This is a genomic window from Pseudomonas sp. SWRI18 (assembly GCF_014268345.1).
GTDB lineage: Bacteria > Pseudomonadota > Gammaproteobacteria > Pseudomonadales > Pseudomonadaceae > Aquipseudomonas > Aquipseudomonas cedrina.
Window position 1 is genome coordinate 43,182 of the sequence record NZ_JACCQQ010000016.1, and the last position, 15,558, is coordinate 58,739.

The following is a 15,558-nucleotide window of genomic DNA, read 5'->3' on the forward strand; positions in this document are numbered from 1 at the left end:
ACTCCTTGTCGTTGGGAATTCTAAAAGGTGACGCCGGACACCAGCGCGATATTGCAGTAAGGCTGGCATTCACCGGTGCGCACTACGGCGCGGGCCTTGCGGCTCAACTGTTTGAATTCTTCATGGCTGAGCAGGCGCCGTTCACCGAGGGCGGCCTGCTCGGTGAGCGTGTTGAGGTCGGCCAGCGCCGGCGGTTGCTTGAGCAGGATTTCTTCGGCGAGCACGTGGCTTTCCACCTGCATTTCGCTGAGCACGATGCGCAAGGTACTGATGAAGTCCGGAATGCCTTGGGTCAACGCCAGGTCGATCAGCTCGACACCCGGCGGCACCGGCAGGCCGGCATCACCGATCACCAGGATGTCACCGTGGCCCAGGGAGGCGATCACACGGGACAACGCGATATTGAGCAGAGGTGTCTTTTTCATGAGGGCACAAAACCTTGTACGTCGTGCAGCGTTGGAATAGAAGGCTGCGCGCCGGCACGAGTGACCGACAACGCCGCCGCGACCTGGCCAAAGCGGATGGCCTCGGCTTCGCTTTTGCCATTGGCCAGTGCCGCGGCGAAGCCACCGACAAAGGTATCGCCCGCCGCCGTGGTATCCACGGCCTTGACCTTCGGCGCCGACAGATGCTCAAAGCCCTGGCCGTCGGCAAACAGCGCGCCCTGCGAGCCCAGGGTGATGATGACTTTACCGGCGCCCGCCCGGATCAGTTGGGTCGCCGCCACCTTGGCACTTTCAATGGAATCGACCGTCACGCCGCTGAGTGCGGTGGCTTCGCTTTCATTGGGGATCAGGTAGTCGATCGAGGCGTACCACTCGGCCGGCAGCGGGCCGCTGGCTGGCGCCGGGTTGAGGATCACCGTCTTGCCCAGCTCACGGCCGCGCTTGAGTGCGTGTCCCACAGTGTCCATCGGCACTTCCAATTGGCAGACGATCACATCTGCCGCCTGCAGCACCGCGTCAAACGCCCGCAACGAGGCCGGCGTCAACTCGCCATTGCTGCCCGCCACGATCACAATCGCGTTCTGGCTGCTGTCATCGACCACGATCAAGGCCACGCCGCTTGAGCCATCGACGGTTCTGACGGCCTGGCAATCAATGCCTTCCACCTGCAATGCGTCACGCAACTGGGTGCCATAGGCATCGGTGCCGACGCAACCCACCATAGAAACGTCGGCACCCAGGCGCGCGCAGGCGACCGCCTGGTTCGCGCCCTTGCCGCCGGGCACGGTGGAAAACGTCTGGCCAATCAAGGTTTCACCGGCGCGCGGCAGCCGACTGGCACGGGTAACCAGGTCCATGTTCAAGCTGCCTACTACCACTACTTTTGCTGGCATACATCAGTACTCATCAATTCGGTTCAGCGGTATTGGGCGAACGTACCCGCGACAGGCGCCGTCGACTCGCGCAACACGATGCTCGGCGTCACGATGCGTTGATCGATCGGCAGTTGGGGTGTTGCAATTCTTCGCAGTAAAAGCTCGGCCGCCGTCTCGCCCAATTGGACAATCGACTGCCCGACGGTGGTCAACGCCGGGTAGACGTAACGACCCATTTGAATGTCATCGAAACCGATCACCGACAGCTCGCCCGGCACGCGGATGTTGCGTTCTGCGGCTGCACGCAGCACGCCGAAACCAATCATGTCGTTGCTGGCAAAGATCGCACTGGGCGGGTTCTGCGCCAGTAATTTCACGGCAGCAGCATAACCGCCAGTACTGGTGAAGTCGCTTTCCTGGGTGCGATCGGCAGCCACTTCCACGCCGGCCTCCCGTAGCGCGCGGTGGTAACCCGCCAGACGCATTTGCGCAACCCGGGTATGGACCGGGCCGCCGATACAGGCGATGTCGCGGTGGCCCAGTTCAAGCAAGTGCCGGGTTGCTAGGTAGGCGCCCTCCTCGTGGTCGATACGGACCAGGTCCACGTCAATGCCATCCAGCGCCCGGTCGACAATCACCATGGGCGTACGCACCGCGTTCAAGCCTGCGGCAAGCCCACTGTCATCGCCGCCCACCGACGTCACGATCAAGCCGTCGATACGCTTCTCCAGCAACACACGCAGGTAGCTGCGCTGCTTTTGCGCGTTATCGTCGGAGTTGCAGAGGATCACGCAATAGCCGTTACGCTCGCAGTAATCCTCGATGCCCCGTGCCAATTCCGCAAAATACGGGTTGAGGCTGTTGGGCACCAGCAAACCGATGGTGGCCGTGGTCTTGGCTTTGAGCGAACGCGCGACGGCACTGGGTACATAGTCGAGCTGCTTGATCGCTGCCTCTACCTTGATGCGTACCGGCTCGCTGACCGGGCGCGTCTTGTTCACCACGTGGGACACGGTGGTGTAGGAAATACCTGCAAGCGCTGCCACATCCTTGATCGTTGCCATGGTTCAGCCCCGCCGACTGGCGCGCTGGCTGCGGTAGGTGTCGAGGACCACGGCGATCACGATCACTGCACCGGTGATGATGCGCTTCGTGGGTTCCGTGGCGCCGATCTGCGCCAGGCCGGCGGCCAGGACCGAAATAATCAACACACCAAAAAAGGTACTGATCACCGAGCCGCGCCCACCCATCAAGCTGGTGCCGCCAATGACCACTGCTGCGATCACTTGCAGTTCCAGGCCGGAACCGGCGTTCGGGTCTGCCGCCTCCAGGCGCGAAATCTGGAACAGCGCCGCCACACCGGCCAACAAGCCCATGAGGCTGAACACCAGGATCTTGTAGGGCTTGGGATTGATCCCCGCCAGGCGTACAGCCTCTTCGTTGGTGCCGATGCCGATCAGGTAACGACCAAACACGGTACGCGTCAGTACAAGCTGCGCGGCGACGATCACCAGTAAAGCAATGATGAACGACGGCGAAATACCAAAGGCAATCGGATTGGACAGCCAGGCGAACGAATCACCGATGTAAGCGGTGCGCGAACCGGTCATCTGGTACGCCACGCCACGCGCCATTTCCAGCACGCCGAGGGACACGATAAACGACGGGATGCGCCAGGCCACGGTGATCGAGCCGGTGATGGTACCGGCCAATGCCGCGCAGCCCATGCCCAGCACGGCAGCCGGCAACACGCTCCAGCCCCAGCTGAGGATTGCCACGCTGACCGCCGATGCCGCCAGCGCCAGCACCGAGCCTACCGACAGGTCGATGCCGCCGATGATCAAGATAAACGTCATGCCCACCGCCAGCACCATCAGGTCTGGAATCTGGTTGGCCAGGGTGCTGAACGTGTCGTAGGACAGGAAGTGATCGCTGAGCACCGAGAACAGCGCAATCATCGCCAGCAAGGCGCCTGCCAGGCCCAGGTAAGTGCCCAGGCCGTAGAAGTTGCCGCCGGTCTTGCCGGGGGAAGTTGAAGTTTTCATGGGGTTTCCCTAAGCACTGCGTCGTTGAGCAGCGCATCACGTTTCTGATAGCCGGCGAAAGCGGCGGCAAGCAATTCATCCTGGGTCCAGCTGTCGCGCTCGAAGGTTTCGATCAAGCGCCCGGCCGACAACACGCCGATGCGGTCGCAGATCAGCATGAGTTCACGCAGATCGCTGGACACCACCACCAGCGCTTTGCCCTGGCGGGTCAATTCGCCGAGCAAGGCATAAATGTCGAATTTGGCGCCGACGTCGATGCCACGGGTCGGCTCATCGAACAACATCACCGAACAGTCGCGCTCCAGCCAGCGGCCGATGACGACTTTCTGCTGGTTGCCGCCGGACAGCTCGGACACCAGCTGCGCCGGGCCGGCACTGCGGATGCGCATGGCATCGATCTGGCGCTTGGCCAAGGCGGTTTCGTCGCGGCTGTTGACCACGCCTCCGCCGGATATTTCCGGCATGTTGCCCAGGGCGATATTGGCACTGATGGACTGGGTCAGAAGAAGACCCTCGCCCTTGCGGTCCTCGGTGATCAGGGCAATACCGTGGCCCACCGCGTCCACCGGCGAGCGAATGCTCACCACCTGGGCAGGCGAACCGAGCGCCACGGTGCCGCTGTCGGCCAGGTCGGCGCCGAAGATCAGGCGCAACAATTCAGTACGGCCCGCGCCGATCAGGCCGGAGATACCGTAGATCTCACCGGCGCGCACTTCGAAGGACACGTCGCGGACTTTGTCCGAACGCGTCAGGCCTTTCACCGTCAGGGCCGGACCACCAATGGTGCGGGGCCCCAGGTCAATGTGCTCGCCCAGCTCGCGACCGACCATCAAGGTGACCAGTTGCTCGCTGTTGTAGTTGGCCATCGGCTCGACACAGACCAGCTTGCCGTCGCGCAACACCGCAATGCGCTGGGCGACACGGGCCAGCTCTTCCAGCCGGTGTGAAATGTAAATAATCGCCACGCCCCGAGCCTGCAGGCGAGTGATCTGTTCGAACAGCATCTCGACTTCACGGGCGGTCAGCATGGCCGTGGGTTCGTCGAGGATCAGTACATGGCAATCACCGATCAGGTTACGGGCGATTTCGACCATCTGCTGATGGCCAATGCCCAGGCTGCCAACCAGGGTGTCGGGGTCGATGGCGTCCAGCCCGACCTGCGCCATGGCCTCGATCGCGGCCTTGCGCAGGTGCTTGCGGTCGATCCAGCCACAGTGGCTGGGCAGGTTATCCAGGAACAGGTTTTCAGCCACGGTTAGTGTTGGCAGCAGGTTGAGTTCCTGCATGACCATACGCACGCCCAGCTCTTCGGCCTGGGTGCGGCTGCCGGGGCGGAAGTCCTGGCCATTGAACTGCAAGTGCCCAGTGGTCGGCGTAACCAGCCCGCCGATGATCTTCGACAAGGTGCTCTTGCCTGCGCCGTTCTCACCGGTCAGCGCCAGCACTTCCCCGCGATTGAGCGTCAGAGTGATGTCGGACAGAACCGGTTGGGCATAGGTCTTGCCGATACCGCTGACCGAGAGGACAGCGTTCGGGGCGGAAGATGACATAGGAAAATCTCCAGGCGCCCGCTCAGGACGAGCGGACGCTGTTGGGCATTGCCAGGATTACTTCTTGAGGACGAGTTCGACCGGGGTTTCGATCACGCCGTCCTTGGACTCGACTTTCTCACCCTTGACCAGCTTGAGCGCGCTCTGGATACCGAACACGGCTTGCTGGGCAGCGGCCTGGTCGGCGGTCGCGAGGACGCGGCCGTCCTGCAGCATCGGCTTGATGGCTTCGATGTTGTCGTAGCCGACAACCTGGACCTTGCCAGCCTTGCCTGCGGCGCGGATTGCGGACACGGCACCCAACGCCATGTTGTCGTTACCCGCCAACAGCGCCTTGATTTTCGGGTACTCGCTCAGCATAGCGGAGGCCACCTTCTGGCCCTGGTCGATCTCCCAGTTGCCGGATTGGGTGGAGACGATTTTCATGCCCGCGGCATCCATCGCGTCCTTGAAGCCAGCGGTGCGCTGCTGGGCATTGGTGGTGGTCGGCACGCCTTCAATGATGCCGACTTCATCGCCGGCCGCCAGTTGCTTGGCCAGGTAGTCGCCCACCAGCTTGGAGCCCTTGCGGTTGTCCGGGCCAACGAAAGGTATATCAAGGTTTTTACTTTTGAGCACGTCCGGATCAAGACGGTTGTCGATGTTGACGACCTTGATACCGGCATCGGAGGCTTTCTTGAGCACGGTGACCAGTGCCTTGGAGTCGGCGGGCGCGATCACGATGGCGTTCACCTTGGCGAGGATCATCTGGTTGACGATATCGATCTGCGCGCTGGTGTCGGTCTCGTTCTTGATACCGTTGGTGATCATGTCGAAATCAGCGGCGTGGGATTTCTGGTAGTCCTTGGCGCCCTCCTGCATGGTCACGAAGAATTCGTTGGCAAGGGATTTCATGACCAGGCCGACCTTGGGTTTGGCGGCAGCGTCATCAGCGAATGCAGAAGAGAGAGGCAGGGCAGCGGATGCGGCGGCAAGCACAGCGACAGCAAGAAGACGTCCAGCAAATGGCAGCTTCATGGGTTCACTCCGATCTTATGATTATTGTGAGCAACGCTTGCACCGAAGAGCACTTCGGCAGCCTTCCCACCTGGGTAGCTGATACGAGCTGCCACGAGACTCCAAGAGAGGCCGTGAAACATCTCGCAAACGTTTGCGTTATTCAAACTATGAGAACCTTGTCGAGATTTGTCAACGGTATAAAACAGTCTTTCATCCAAGTCCCTCGCTCGTCCCGCAACAACGGCCGGCTTAAACATCGTCCACTCTCAGTCGTTCTCTAAAACGACAGATTGCGTCCCGTGCCTCATGCATGTCGATGGATTAACCACCAGGTTTTCGGACAACCGAACGTAATACGTCCATCTGTTCGGAAAGCCGGACATACACCTGCTGCAACCGCTCTTAAAAACGAATTAATTTCTTATAAATCAGAAGGTTATTTTATATCCACAAACACTCACGGCCTGGTACAGATCCTGCTCTACCCCCTCACCCCGTGGCATTCAGAACCGCCCGGGTGTTCTAGATGAACCGGCTACAGCACTCATCAAAAACCAGAGAGAAAAATAATGAAATCTGCATTGAAGACTTTTGTTCCGGGCGCGTTAGCCCTCCTGCTGCTGTTCCCCGTTGCCGTCCAGGCGAAGGAAGTCGAAACCAAGGCCAAGCTGTCCAACGTGGTCATACTCGCCACCGGCGGCACGATTGCCGGCGCCGGCGCCAGTGCGGCCAACAGTGCCACTTACCAGGCGGCCAAGGTTGGCATCGAGCAATTGATCGCCGGTGTTCCTGAGCTTAGCCAGATCGCCAATGTACGCGGCGAGCAAGTGATGCAAATTGCGTCCGAAAGCATCAACAACGAAAACCTGCTGCAACTGGGCCGCCGCGTCGCCGAACTGGCCGACAGCAAGGACGTGGACGGCATCGTGATCACCCACGGTACCGACACCCTCGAAGAAACCGCCTACTTCCTGAACCTGGTGGAAAAGACCGACAAGCCAATCGTGGTGGTCGGCTCCATGCGCCCAGGCACCGCCATGTCGGCGGACGGCATGCTCAACCTCTACAACGCCGTTGCGGTGGCCGGCAGCAAAGAGGCGCGCGGCAAGGGCGTGCTGGTCACCATGAACGACGAGATCCAGTCGGGTCGCGACGTCAGCAAGATGATCAATATCAAGACCGAAGCGTTCAAGAGCCCTTGGGGCCCACTGGGCATGGTGGTTGAAGGCAAATCCTACTGGTTCCGCTTGCCAGCCAAGCGCCACACCATGGATTCGGAATTCGACATCAAAAACATCAAGAGCCTACCCGATGTTGAAATCGCCTATGGCTATGGCAACGTGAGCGATACAGCCTACAAGGCCCTGGCTCAAGCGGGCGCAAAAGCCATCATCCATGCCGGCACCGGCAATGGCTCGGTGTCCTCCAAAGTGGTGCCCGCACTGGTGGAACTGCGCAAGCAAGGTGTACAGATCATTCGTTCTTCCCACGTCAATGCCGGCGGCATGGTGCTGCGCAATGCCGAACAACCTGACGACAAATACGACTGGGTTGCCGCACTCGATCTGAACCCACAGAAAGCCCGCATCCTCGCGATGGTCGCCCTGACCAAGACCCAGGACAGCAAAGAGCTGCAACGGATGTTCTGGGAATACTGATTCCTGAAACTGTCCGCAGGAGCGAGCTTCCTTTTCCGGCAAGCTCACTTCTGCACTTCCTACCCCGCCTTACACAAAAACTCCTGAACGGCTGTCAGACGAACTGCTTGGAATTTAAGCAGTTGCGAAATTACCTACAGTTAAATACTGTATGTGCGTACAGCTAACTAAGGAATACTCCGTGGCAAAGTCCTCTCCCGCAGTGCCAACCCCGCCTGGTGCCTACGAACGCCTGGCCATTCGTGTGCAAAAGATCATCAATTCAACCAGCGCCCAAAAAGCCAAGGCGGCCTTGATCTTCCGTCTGCCCGACGAACCAGAGGAAGAATGGGCACGTTTGCTGGAAGAAATTGCGGAGAACGACAACGTCACCCTCGCCTATCGGGACGACGGTGGCGTGCAGATTTTCTGGGTTGTGCCGAAGGAAGATTGAGTCAATGGGTGTCCGTTTTATCGCTGTACTTTGCCTGTTTTTCGCCGTCGCCGTCCATGCCCAAGCGCCCCGAACCTTCAGCGAAGCCAAGAAAGTTGCCTGGAAACTTTACGCCCCACAATCCACCGAGTTCTATTGCGGGTGCAAATACACGGGCAATCGCGTGGACCTGAAAGCCTGTGGCTACATCCCACGCAAAAACGCCAACCGTGCGGCACGCATCGAGTGGGAGCACATCGTTCCGGCCTGGCAGATCGGGCATCAACGCCAGTGCTGGCAGAACGGAGGGCGCAAGAACTGCACCCGGCACGATGACGTGTTCAAGCGCGCCGAAGCGGACCTGCATAACCTAGTGCCGAGCATTGGCGAGGTCAATGGCGACCGTAACAACTTCAGTTTCGGCTGGCTGCCGGTGCAAAGCGGACAATACGGCTCATGCCTGACCCAGGTGGATTTCAAGGCCAAGAAGGTCATGCCGCGCCCGTCCATTCGGGGCATGATCGCCCGCACGTACTTCTACATGAGCAAGCGATACGGCTTGCGTCTGTCGAAACAGGATCGTCAACTGTACGAAGCCTGGAACAAGACCTACCCGGTGCAGGCCTGGGAGCGTCAACGCAATCAGACCGTGGCGTGCGTGATGGGCCGGGGCAATGAGTTTGTCGGCCCGGTGAACCTCAAAGTCTGCGGCTGAAAGTGGGCGTAACCGCCGCCCACTGTGCGGTTACTGTGTGGCCTTGTGTTCTATGACCTGCGACACAGTGTCGGTTTTCTTGGCGCGGGCCATTTTTTCATTAAGCAGCGTCTGCTTGGCTTCAGCTTCAGCCTTGGTCGCAAACGGCCCCAGTAGCACTTCGTCCTTGCCGTCCACCTTCACAATATAAAAATTAAAACCATGCTCCAGCAACCAGGCCGTCAGGTCGGTGATCGCCTGCAGCTTGTGGTCCGGCGAGCCGACGCGCACGTCCCATTCCTGGGCGGCAACTGCGCCGGTCTGGGGCTGGCTTTCGGTCACGGCAGGCTTGGGCGCGGGGGTATCGACGCTTCTGCCTTCACCGCAACCGGCCAATGCCAACACCGCCATTGCCATCACTACTTTACGCACTGCCTCGCTCCTCTAAAGATAAAGAGGCGACTTTATCATCCACTGTCTATTCTGGCCGTCATAAACGTTAGCTTAAACAATGCGAATCATGTATCGCAGACCTGTATGATGCCGCCATGGGAATTAATGTCGCCTCTATGCGTCCTAAAAGAGGCAGTCACAGGGAAGCGCTTAGCAGTAAGCTACACACATCCGACACCTGCCCTGTCTGAAACATGTGTCCTTAAAAGTAATCAAGGAGAAGTCCATGCTGATACTCACCCGAAAAGTTGGTGAAAGCATAAACATCGGTGATGACATTACGATCACCATCCTGGGCGTCAGCGGCCAGCAAGTACGAATCGGCATCAACGCGCCCAAGGATGTGGCCGTGCATCGCGAGGAAATCTACCAGCGCATCCAGGCAGGCCTGACTGCCCCGGATAAAAACCAGACACCTTGAAGCGCCTTCAGTAGCCAGCCTTTTCGTTGACTGTAACGGCTGGCGAAAACTCCTTCGAATTGCTCTGACCGTTATTGCGTGGCGAACGTCGCCAGTGCGTTGATCTTCATGCAAAGATGAAACTGTGTTCTCGCCAGGAACTTGTCGTTTCATTTAAGGCCGAATCTACTGACTGACACTCAGCCATCCGTGTGCATTCAGGAGCACGACGATGAGGCCTACGACCGCACCACCATTTGCCTACATGTCTTGGATGATCGCCCTACTGATAGGGCTGATCTTCGTGGGGCTGGCCTATGCTTTGAGGTTTACAATCGAAGGCACTGGCCCGGCGGATGCCCATTCCTGGCTGGATTTGGCCCTACTGCTGAGTGGATACCTGTTTCTGTTTTGCCTCAAACCTATCCAGAAAGCCGTTCAGCGTCGCCTGTGCCGGCAAATGACACGCTGAGACTGCGTTCCTCGATATCAGATCGCCGGTATTTACACCGCTGCGACACGACCTATGCTTGGGCCTGCACTATCAGTTAAAGGCACTGAGCACGATGGATACCCTGACCAAATCCCAGATCGAGTCTGCGCTGGCCGCCCGTCTGCCCAGCTATAGCGTGACCTGCACATTACACGCTGACGGCACGCTTTCGGCAGTGCTCAGCGGCCCGGAAACCGACCATTTCGCAGTGACAGGGATCGTGCGTGCACACTATCGTGGCGCCGAAGCCATCGCGCGGCTGGCCAATGAAATTCTCAGGGAGATGGTGCTGTCACGCCAAGGCATGAGGAATCATCGAATGCAACCGCCCACCCCAGTCCGCTCCGGACAAGGCCGAGACCGGTAACGGGCTCAGCCCTTCAGCCCGCCGTGTTCTGCAGGTACAACAAGCCTTGCGCGTCGCGCTGTACGCTTAGCTGCTGGTACCCGTCAACCGAAGGGTGTTCGGTGACCATAGGCGCGTGATGCGTCGTCGTCACAACCATTACATCCGCCCCTGCCGCCTCGCCCGCGCGTATGCCTACCGTTGCATCTTCAAACACCAGGCAGTCCTGCACCGGGACGCCCAGGCGTTGCGCACCCAGCAGGTAACAGGCGGGGTTCGGCTTGCCGATGGCAACATCTTCAGCCGTGACCAGCACCGTCGGCGGCGCAATCCCGGCAGCCTGCAATCGACGCAACGCCAATTCCCTGGGCGCCGAGGTGACGAGTGCCCATTGATCACCCGGCAGGCTGTTCAGAAACGTGACGGCGCCGGGAATCGCGACAACCCCTCTTACATCCTTGATTTCAGCCTCGGTGATCCACTGCGCCTCGACCTCGGGATCAACGCCGGGCAGTGCTTGCCGGGTAATAGTGTCGATCGCGCGGGCGCCGTGAATGGTCTTCAAAAACGCTTCTACCTCCAGGCCATGGCGTTCAGCCCAGACACTCCACACCCGCTCGGCGGCGGCAATCGAGTTGAGCAGCGTTCCATCCATATCAAACAGAAAGGCACGATAACGACGGTTAAATACGGCTGAACCTGGGATGGACACTGCGTGGTTTCCTCTTGGGCTGGAACACATAATCGGCCCAATGCAATCTACGGATCACCCTGTTGCTTGTAAACGCCACCGGCATTAATTGCATTACAGGTTTGTAATGAAGCGGTAAGTTTTGTCAGCACCCTCACTTCATACAGTGGAGCCGTCAGTCACCCACGCCGGATGACGCCACTTCCTACTGATGAAAAGGGTCTATCCCATGAAAGCTGCAAGCAAACTCTGCCTGATCGCCGCCAGCCTGCTGATGCTGGGCACCGGCACCGCCATGGCCGGCACCGTCGCGCCGATCAAAGCCGACAACGTGGTCCTTGTGCACGGTTCCTGGGCTGACGGCTCGAGCTGGTCCGAGGTGATCACCCGTCTCCAGGCCGCCGGCCTGCACGTCACGGCTGTGCAGAACCCGCTGACCTCGGTGGCCGACGATGTCGCCGTCACCCAGCGTGTGCTGGACCAACAAAACGGCCCTACCGTGCTAGTCGGCCATTCCTACGCCGGTACCATCGTGAGCGACGCCGGGGCCAACCCGAACGTCAGCGCCCTTGTGTATGTAGCCGCCCGTGCGCCAGACGCCAACGAAGACTTCGTCGCGCTCTCGGCCAAGTACCCGGCCATGCCCGTGCGGTCCGGCGTGGAAGAACACGATGGTTACCTCACCCTGAGCCAGGACGCCTTTCTCAAGTACTTCGCCTCCGACGTCCCGCGCGCCAAGGCCCTGGCGCTGTACGCCGTGCAGCAACCCATCACTAAAACCTTGTTCAGCGGCCGCACCGTGAATGCCGCCTGGCACACCAAGCCTTCCTGGTACGCGGTGTCGGCGAATGACCAGACCATCAACCCGGACCTGGAGCGATTCCTCGCCAAGCGTATGAACGCGACCACCATCGAACTGCCTTCGAGCCACTTGTCGCTGGTGTCCCACGCCAAGGAAATCACCGACCTGATCCTTGAAGCCTCGGGTCGCCAGCCCTGAGCACGGCAACGCAAAAACACTTCATTACACACTTGTCATCATCCTGTTGGCTGGCTGTTTGAGGCACCTGGTTACCGTGAACGCACTGCCACGACCTTGCAGCCAACCCTAAAAGAGAGATACCACCATGAAACTGTTTACCCTCGGCTTTGCCGCTTTGCTCGCTACCGGTTCCGTGTTTGCCGCCGAACCGGTGGTCCACGACAAAACCGGCTTCTTCGTCCACCTGGACGTGGCTAAAGTGCTGTCGAGCACTGACACCTACGGCGAATGCGGCGTCGTCCCGGCGCGACTCGACTACCTGGACAGCCAGGGCCGTGAACATGTGTTGGACTACCAGGTCCTGGACACCGGTTGCGCCAGTGACAATTGATCGGGCTACACTTGCGCCACGCATTGAGACAGAGCACTTGCCATGAACATTCTCGTAGTCGAAGACGAACCCAAGGCCGGCAATTACCTGCTCAACGGCCTTCAGGAACTGGGTTACTCCGTCAGCCTCGCCCGTGACGGCGTGGATGGCCTGCACCAGGCGCTGGAAACACCATTCGATGTGATCGTGCTGGATGTGATGATGCCGAAAATGGATGGTTGGGAAGTGCTGCGCCGCCTGCGCAAGGAAGCCGACACACCGGTACTTTTCCTGACGGCCCGCGATGATATTGCCGACCGTATCAAGGGCCTTGAATTGGGTGCCGATGACTACCTGATCAAACCGTTCTCCTTCGCCGAGCTGGTGGCACGCTTGCGTACCCTGACCCGCCGCGGCCCCAGCCGGGAAGAAGAACAGCTGCAGATCGCCGACCTGCAGATCGATGTCCTCAAGCGCCGCGTAACCCGCGCGGGCGCCCGTATCACCCTGACCAACAAAGAGTTCGCCCTGCTGCATTTGTTCGCGACCCATCAGGGCCAGGTGCTGTCCCGTTCATTGATCGCGTCACGGGTGTGGGACATGAACTTCGACAGCGACACCAACGTGGTGGACGTGGCCGTGCGGCGCCTGCGCCTGAAAATCGACGACCCGTTCCAGCTCAAACTGATCCACAGCGTGCGTGGCATCGGCTACCGCTTCGATACCCAGCCATGAACAAGCGCCGTCACTATTCGATGACCCTGCGCCTGGCGCTGATTTTCGCCTTGCTCGCGTTCACCCTGCTGGCCACCCTGGGCGTGGCGCTGTACCGCGAGCTGGAGCGGGAATTGGTCATGCGTGACGATGCCGCCTTGATTTCCCGCGTCGATCAACTGCGCAACTTGCTCAACGACAGCAACACCCTCGAGCTGATCAAGACCAAGCCGGAGTTGTTCCAGAATATGCTGGGCAACCACGAGTCGGTCTTGAGCATCGCGGCGCCGGGGCAGACCCCCCTGCTGCTGGTGAACCCGGGCAACATCGACCTGCCGTCCGTGCCACCCGTCGCGAAAGACCATGCGCTGAGCCTTGCCGACGTACACCATCTGCCTGGCGTCAACGGCGTGCCCTTCTCCACCGTCGCCGCCTCCATCGATTCCGGTGACCTTGGCAGCCTCCAAGTCACCAGCGGGCGCCTGATGACCGAACGCACCGCGGTGCTCGCCAGCTATCGGTTGAGCGTTTATATCCTGGCAGGCATCGCCGCAATCATGCTGGCCGTGGTCGGCTACCTGCTCGTCTATCGCGGGCTTCTGCCGTTGCGACGCCTGGCCCGCCACGCCCAGGGTATCGGCGTCGGCAACCTCGCCGAACGCCTCGACAGCCAAGGCGCGCCAAAAGAACTGCTGCCGATGATTGATTCGTTCAACACCATGCTCGAACGACTGGCCAAGGGTTTTGTACAGCTGGGCCAAGTGTCCACCGACATGGCCCACGAACTGCGCACGCCTATCAATAACCTGCTGGGAGAAACCCAGGTCGCCCTGCAACAGAGCCGCAGCATCGAGAGTTACCAGCAACTGCTGGCGTCGAATGTCGAAGAGCTTGAACGCCTGGCGCGAATGCTCGACAACATGCTGTTCCTGGCCCGCACCGACCCGGCCAGCGCGCTGCGTCAACGCCAGGCGCTCAGTGCGGCGGATGAGGTGGAACGAATCGCCGAGTACTTTGAAGGCTTGGCGGGCGACGTGGACATCCGCATTCATGCCAGCGGAGACGGCGTGATCTGGGCCGAGCCGATGCTGCTGCGCCGTGCCCTGGCCAACCTGTGTGCCAACGCCATCAAATACGGTGCGCCGGGCACCGAGTTGATGATCCAGGCGGTGCCCACGACGGACGGCATAAACCTCAGGGTCAGCAACCGCGGCGAAACCATTGCTGCCGAGCATCTGCCGCGCCTGTTCGAACGGTTTTACCGGGTCGATGAGTCGCGGGAACGCTCGGCGCAGTCAAATGGGTTGGGGCTGTCGATTGTAGCCACCATCATGCAGTTGCATAACGGGCGGTACAGCGTGAGCAGTGACGCTGGGTTGACGTGTTTTGAATTGTTCTTTCCGCGGCGGGAGGACTGAACAGGCGGCACCAGACGCCTGGTGTTATTTTGCAAAGGTTTGTCTCTTAACGTTGGGCTGAGGCCACACTATTCTCGGTTCCCAAGCGGCTCAAGGCAGAGCCGGTAACGGGAATAACGGAGATTCGAGAATGGAAATACGATTAGGTTTACTGGAAAAGGGGCTGGCTGAAATGAACGAAAAGCTGATCACCGTTTCGAGCAGGGCAGATTCCATGGATAAGCACTTCGCTTCCAGGGCAGACCTGGCTACCACTGAACTGAATCTCATCAAGTGGTACGTGGCAACCGCATTCGCGATGACAGGTCTGGCCTGCGCCATTACCTTCGGGCTCACCCGACTGTTCGCAACCTGAGGTGAATCGGGCAGGTCAACTGACCTGCCCGCCCGCCTCTTTTGCATCCACGGGTGTATGCCACGCGGCCAGTACGGCTGCCTGCAATCCCGCCACCAACGTATGCAGTTCCATCGAGGGCCGCTGCGCTTCCGTCACCTGCTCCGGCAGAAGCGGTACGTGGATGAACCCACTGCGCACGGACGTCCCGGCCAGGGCGTGCTGCAACAGATAAAACACTTGGTTGCACACAAACGTCCCCGCCGTCTGCGATACCGAGGCCGCGATGCCCGCCTCGCGCACGGCCTTGACCATCGCCTTGATCGGCAGTGTCGTGAAGTACGCCGCCGGACCGTCCGTCACGACTGCCGTATCAATGGGTTGCTCGCCCAGGTTATCCGGAATCCGGGCATCGTTGATATTGATCGCCACCCGCTCGAACGAGATATCGCTGCGCCCCGGGCCCAGCCCGGTAGCAATTACCATGGCCGGGTGCAATTCATCGATCAGTCGGGCCAGGCACTCACCCGCGGAGGCAAACGCGCAAGGCAGTCGATGCGCAACAATTCGCACATCATCGTCCAACTGCACACCGTCCAGTTGGCGCACCGCTTCCCAGGACGGGTTCACCGAATCTTGATCAAAGGGCTCGAAGCCCGTCAGCAGTACAGTGCGCAC

Annotated in this window: 20 protein-coding genes; 11 read left to right on the forward strand and 9 right to left on the reverse strand. The window is 59.8% G+C overall.

What is annotated here, in order from left to right; genetic code table 11:
• Positions 1 to 20: 20 nt before the first annotated feature.
• From rbsD to H0Z09_RS17840, 6 genes are read right to left on the reverse strand one after another with little or no spacing between them, the layout of a single operon-like run.
• The gene (gene rbsD / locus H0Z09_RS17815; RefSeq protein ID WP_186691975.1) at positions 21 to 425 is read right to left on the reverse strand and encodes a D-ribose pyranase; all 405 of its coding nucleotides are present in this window, start codon (positions 423 to 425) and stop codon (positions 21 to 23) included.
• Positions 422 to 1,339 carry a ribokinase gene (gene rbsK / locus H0Z09_RS17820; RefSeq protein WP_186691983.1) on the reverse strand — a complete coding sequence of 306 codons (918 nt, stop codon included), beginning with the start codon at positions 1,337 to 1,339 and terminating at the stop codon, positions 422 to 424. The genes rbsD and rbsK overlap by 4 nt, the downstream gene beginning before the upstream one ends.
• A 23-nt stretch (positions 1,340 to 1,362) precedes the next feature.
• Positions 1,363 to 2,385, reverse strand: a complete 1,023-nt coding sequence (locus H0Z09_RS17825; protein ID WP_076953595.1) for a LacI family DNA-binding transcriptional regulator — start codon at positions 2,383 to 2,385, stop codon at positions 1,363 to 1,365.
• A 3-nt stretch (positions 2,386 to 2,388) separates the two neighbouring features.
• Positions 2,389 to 3,366 carry an ABC transporter permease gene (locus H0Z09_RS17830; RefSeq protein WP_076953593.1) on the reverse strand — a complete coding sequence of 326 codons (978 nt, stop codon included), beginning with the start codon at positions 3,364 to 3,366 and terminating at the stop codon, positions 2,389 to 2,391.
• Positions 3,363 to 4,916, reverse strand: coding sequence for a sugar ABC transporter ATP-binding protein (locus tag H0Z09_RS17835; protein WP_186691986.1), 1,554 nt, complete (start codon positions 4,914 to 4,916; stop codon positions 3,363 to 3,365). The genes H0Z09_RS17830 and H0Z09_RS17835 overlap by 4 nt, the downstream gene beginning before the upstream one ends.
• Positions 4,917 to 4,973: 57 nt before the next feature.
• Positions 4,974 to 5,933, reverse strand: a complete 960-nt coding sequence (locus tag H0Z09_RS17840; protein WP_186691988.1) for a sugar ABC transporter substrate-binding protein — start codon at positions 5,931 to 5,933, stop codon at positions 4,974 to 4,976.
• Between the two features lie 551 nt (positions 5,934 to 6,484).
• On the opposite strand from H0Z09_RS17840, the gene H0Z09_RS17845 reads away from it, so the two are divergent.
• The 3 genes from H0Z09_RS17845 to H0Z09_RS17855 all read left to right on the forward strand — a co-directional run bounded on the left by H0Z09_RS17845 (position 6,485) and on the right by H0Z09_RS17855 (position 8,700).
• A complete protein-coding gene (locus H0Z09_RS17845) occupies positions 6,485 to 7,573 on the forward strand; it encodes an asparaginase (RefSeq protein ID WP_076953587.1) in 1,089 nt (362 codons plus the stop codon).
• Between the two features lie 181 nt (positions 7,574 to 7,754).
• The gene (locus tag H0Z09_RS17850; RefSeq protein WP_186691990.1) at positions 7,755 to 8,006 is read left to right on the forward strand and encodes a DUF1654 domain-containing protein; all 252 of its coding nucleotides are present in this window, start codon (positions 7,755 to 7,757) and stop codon (positions 8,004 to 8,006) included.
• A gap of 4 nt (positions 8,007 to 8,010) precedes the next feature.
• Positions 8,011 to 8,700, forward strand: coding sequence for an endonuclease I family protein (locus tag H0Z09_RS17855; RefSeq protein WP_186691992.1), 690 nt, complete (start codon positions 8,011 to 8,013; stop codon positions 8,698 to 8,700).
• 30 nt (positions 8,701 to 8,730) lie between these two features.
• On the opposite strand, the gene H0Z09_RS17860 is transcribed toward H0Z09_RS17855, so the two are convergent.
• A complete protein-coding gene (locus tag H0Z09_RS17860; RefSeq protein ID WP_186692153.1) occupies positions 8,731 to 9,096 on the reverse strand; it encodes an SPOR domain-containing protein in 366 nt (121 codons plus the stop codon).
• 262 nt (positions 9,097 to 9,358) lie between these two features.
• Here H0Z09_RS17860 and csrA point away from each other — a divergent pair, with 262 nt between their 5' ends.
• From csrA to H0Z09_RS17870, 3 genes are all read left to right on the forward strand, one after another.
• On the forward strand, positions 9,359 to 9,553 hold the full coding sequence (gene csrA, locus H0Z09_RS17865) for a carbon storage regulator CsrA (RefSeq protein WP_003192511.1): 195 nt from the start codon (positions 9,359 to 9,361) through the stop codon (positions 9,551 to 9,553).
• Between the two features lie 211 nt (positions 9,554 to 9,764).
• Entirely contained in the window at positions 9,765 to 10,004 is a 240-nt protein-coding gene (locus tag H0Z09_RS27375; RefSeq protein ID WP_238340268.1) for a hypothetical protein, read from the forward strand.
• A 94-nt stretch (positions 10,005 to 10,098) separates the two neighbouring features.
• Positions 10,099 to 10,392: a hypothetical protein gene (locus H0Z09_RS17870; RefSeq protein ID WP_076953578.1), complete on the forward strand. Its 294-nt coding sequence runs from the start codon at positions 10,099 to 10,101 to the stop codon at positions 10,390 to 10,392.
• A 13-nt stretch (positions 10,393 to 10,405) separates the two neighbouring features.
• Here H0Z09_RS17870 and H0Z09_RS17875 read toward each other — a convergent pair whose 3' ends face one another.
• Entirely contained in the window at positions 10,406 to 11,083 is a 678-nt protein-coding gene (locus H0Z09_RS17875; RefSeq protein ID WP_186691994.1) for an HAD-IA family hydrolase, read from the reverse strand.
• 208 nt (positions 11,084 to 11,291) lie between these two features.
• Here H0Z09_RS17875 and H0Z09_RS17880 point away from each other — a divergent pair, with 208 nt between their 5' ends.
• The 5 genes from H0Z09_RS17880 to H0Z09_RS17900 all read left to right on the forward strand — a co-directional run bounded on the left by H0Z09_RS17880 (position 11,292) and on the right by H0Z09_RS17900 (position 14,901).
• Complete coding sequence (locus H0Z09_RS17880) at positions 11,292 to 12,062, forward strand: alpha/beta hydrolase (RefSeq protein ID WP_186691996.1); 771 nt, start codon at positions 11,292 to 11,294, stop codon at positions 12,060 to 12,062.
• A gap of 127 nt (positions 12,063 to 12,189) precedes the next feature.
• Entirely contained in the window at positions 12,190 to 12,435 is a 246-nt protein-coding gene (locus H0Z09_RS17885; protein ID WP_076953574.1) for a DUF2790 domain-containing protein, read from the forward strand.
• 42 nt (positions 12,436 to 12,477) lie between these two features.
• Positions 12,478 to 13,149 carry a heavy metal response regulator transcription factor gene (locus H0Z09_RS17890; RefSeq protein WP_076953572.1) on the forward strand — a complete coding sequence of 224 codons (672 nt, stop codon included), beginning with the start codon at positions 12,478 to 12,480 and terminating at the stop codon, positions 13,147 to 13,149.
• Entirely contained in the window at positions 13,146 to 14,546 is a 1,401-nt protein-coding gene (locus tag H0Z09_RS17895) for a heavy metal sensor histidine kinase (protein WP_186691998.1), read from the forward strand. Before H0Z09_RS17890 ends, H0Z09_RS17895 begins: the two co-directional genes overlap by 4 nt.
• A gap of 130 nt (positions 14,547 to 14,676) precedes the next feature.
• Positions 14,677 to 14,901: a hypothetical protein gene (locus H0Z09_RS17900; protein WP_076953569.1), complete on the forward strand. Its 225-nt coding sequence runs from the start codon at positions 14,677 to 14,679 to the stop codon at positions 14,899 to 14,901.
• 15 nt (positions 14,902 to 14,916) lie between these two features.
• On the opposite strand, the gene pcp is transcribed toward H0Z09_RS17900, so the two are convergent.
• Positions 14,917 to 15,558 (reverse strand): pyroglutamyl-peptidase I, encoded by a 642-nt coding sequence (pcp, locus tag H0Z09_RS17905; RefSeq protein WP_186692000.1) that lies wholly within the window; start codon positions 15,556 to 15,558, stop codon positions 14,917 to 14,919.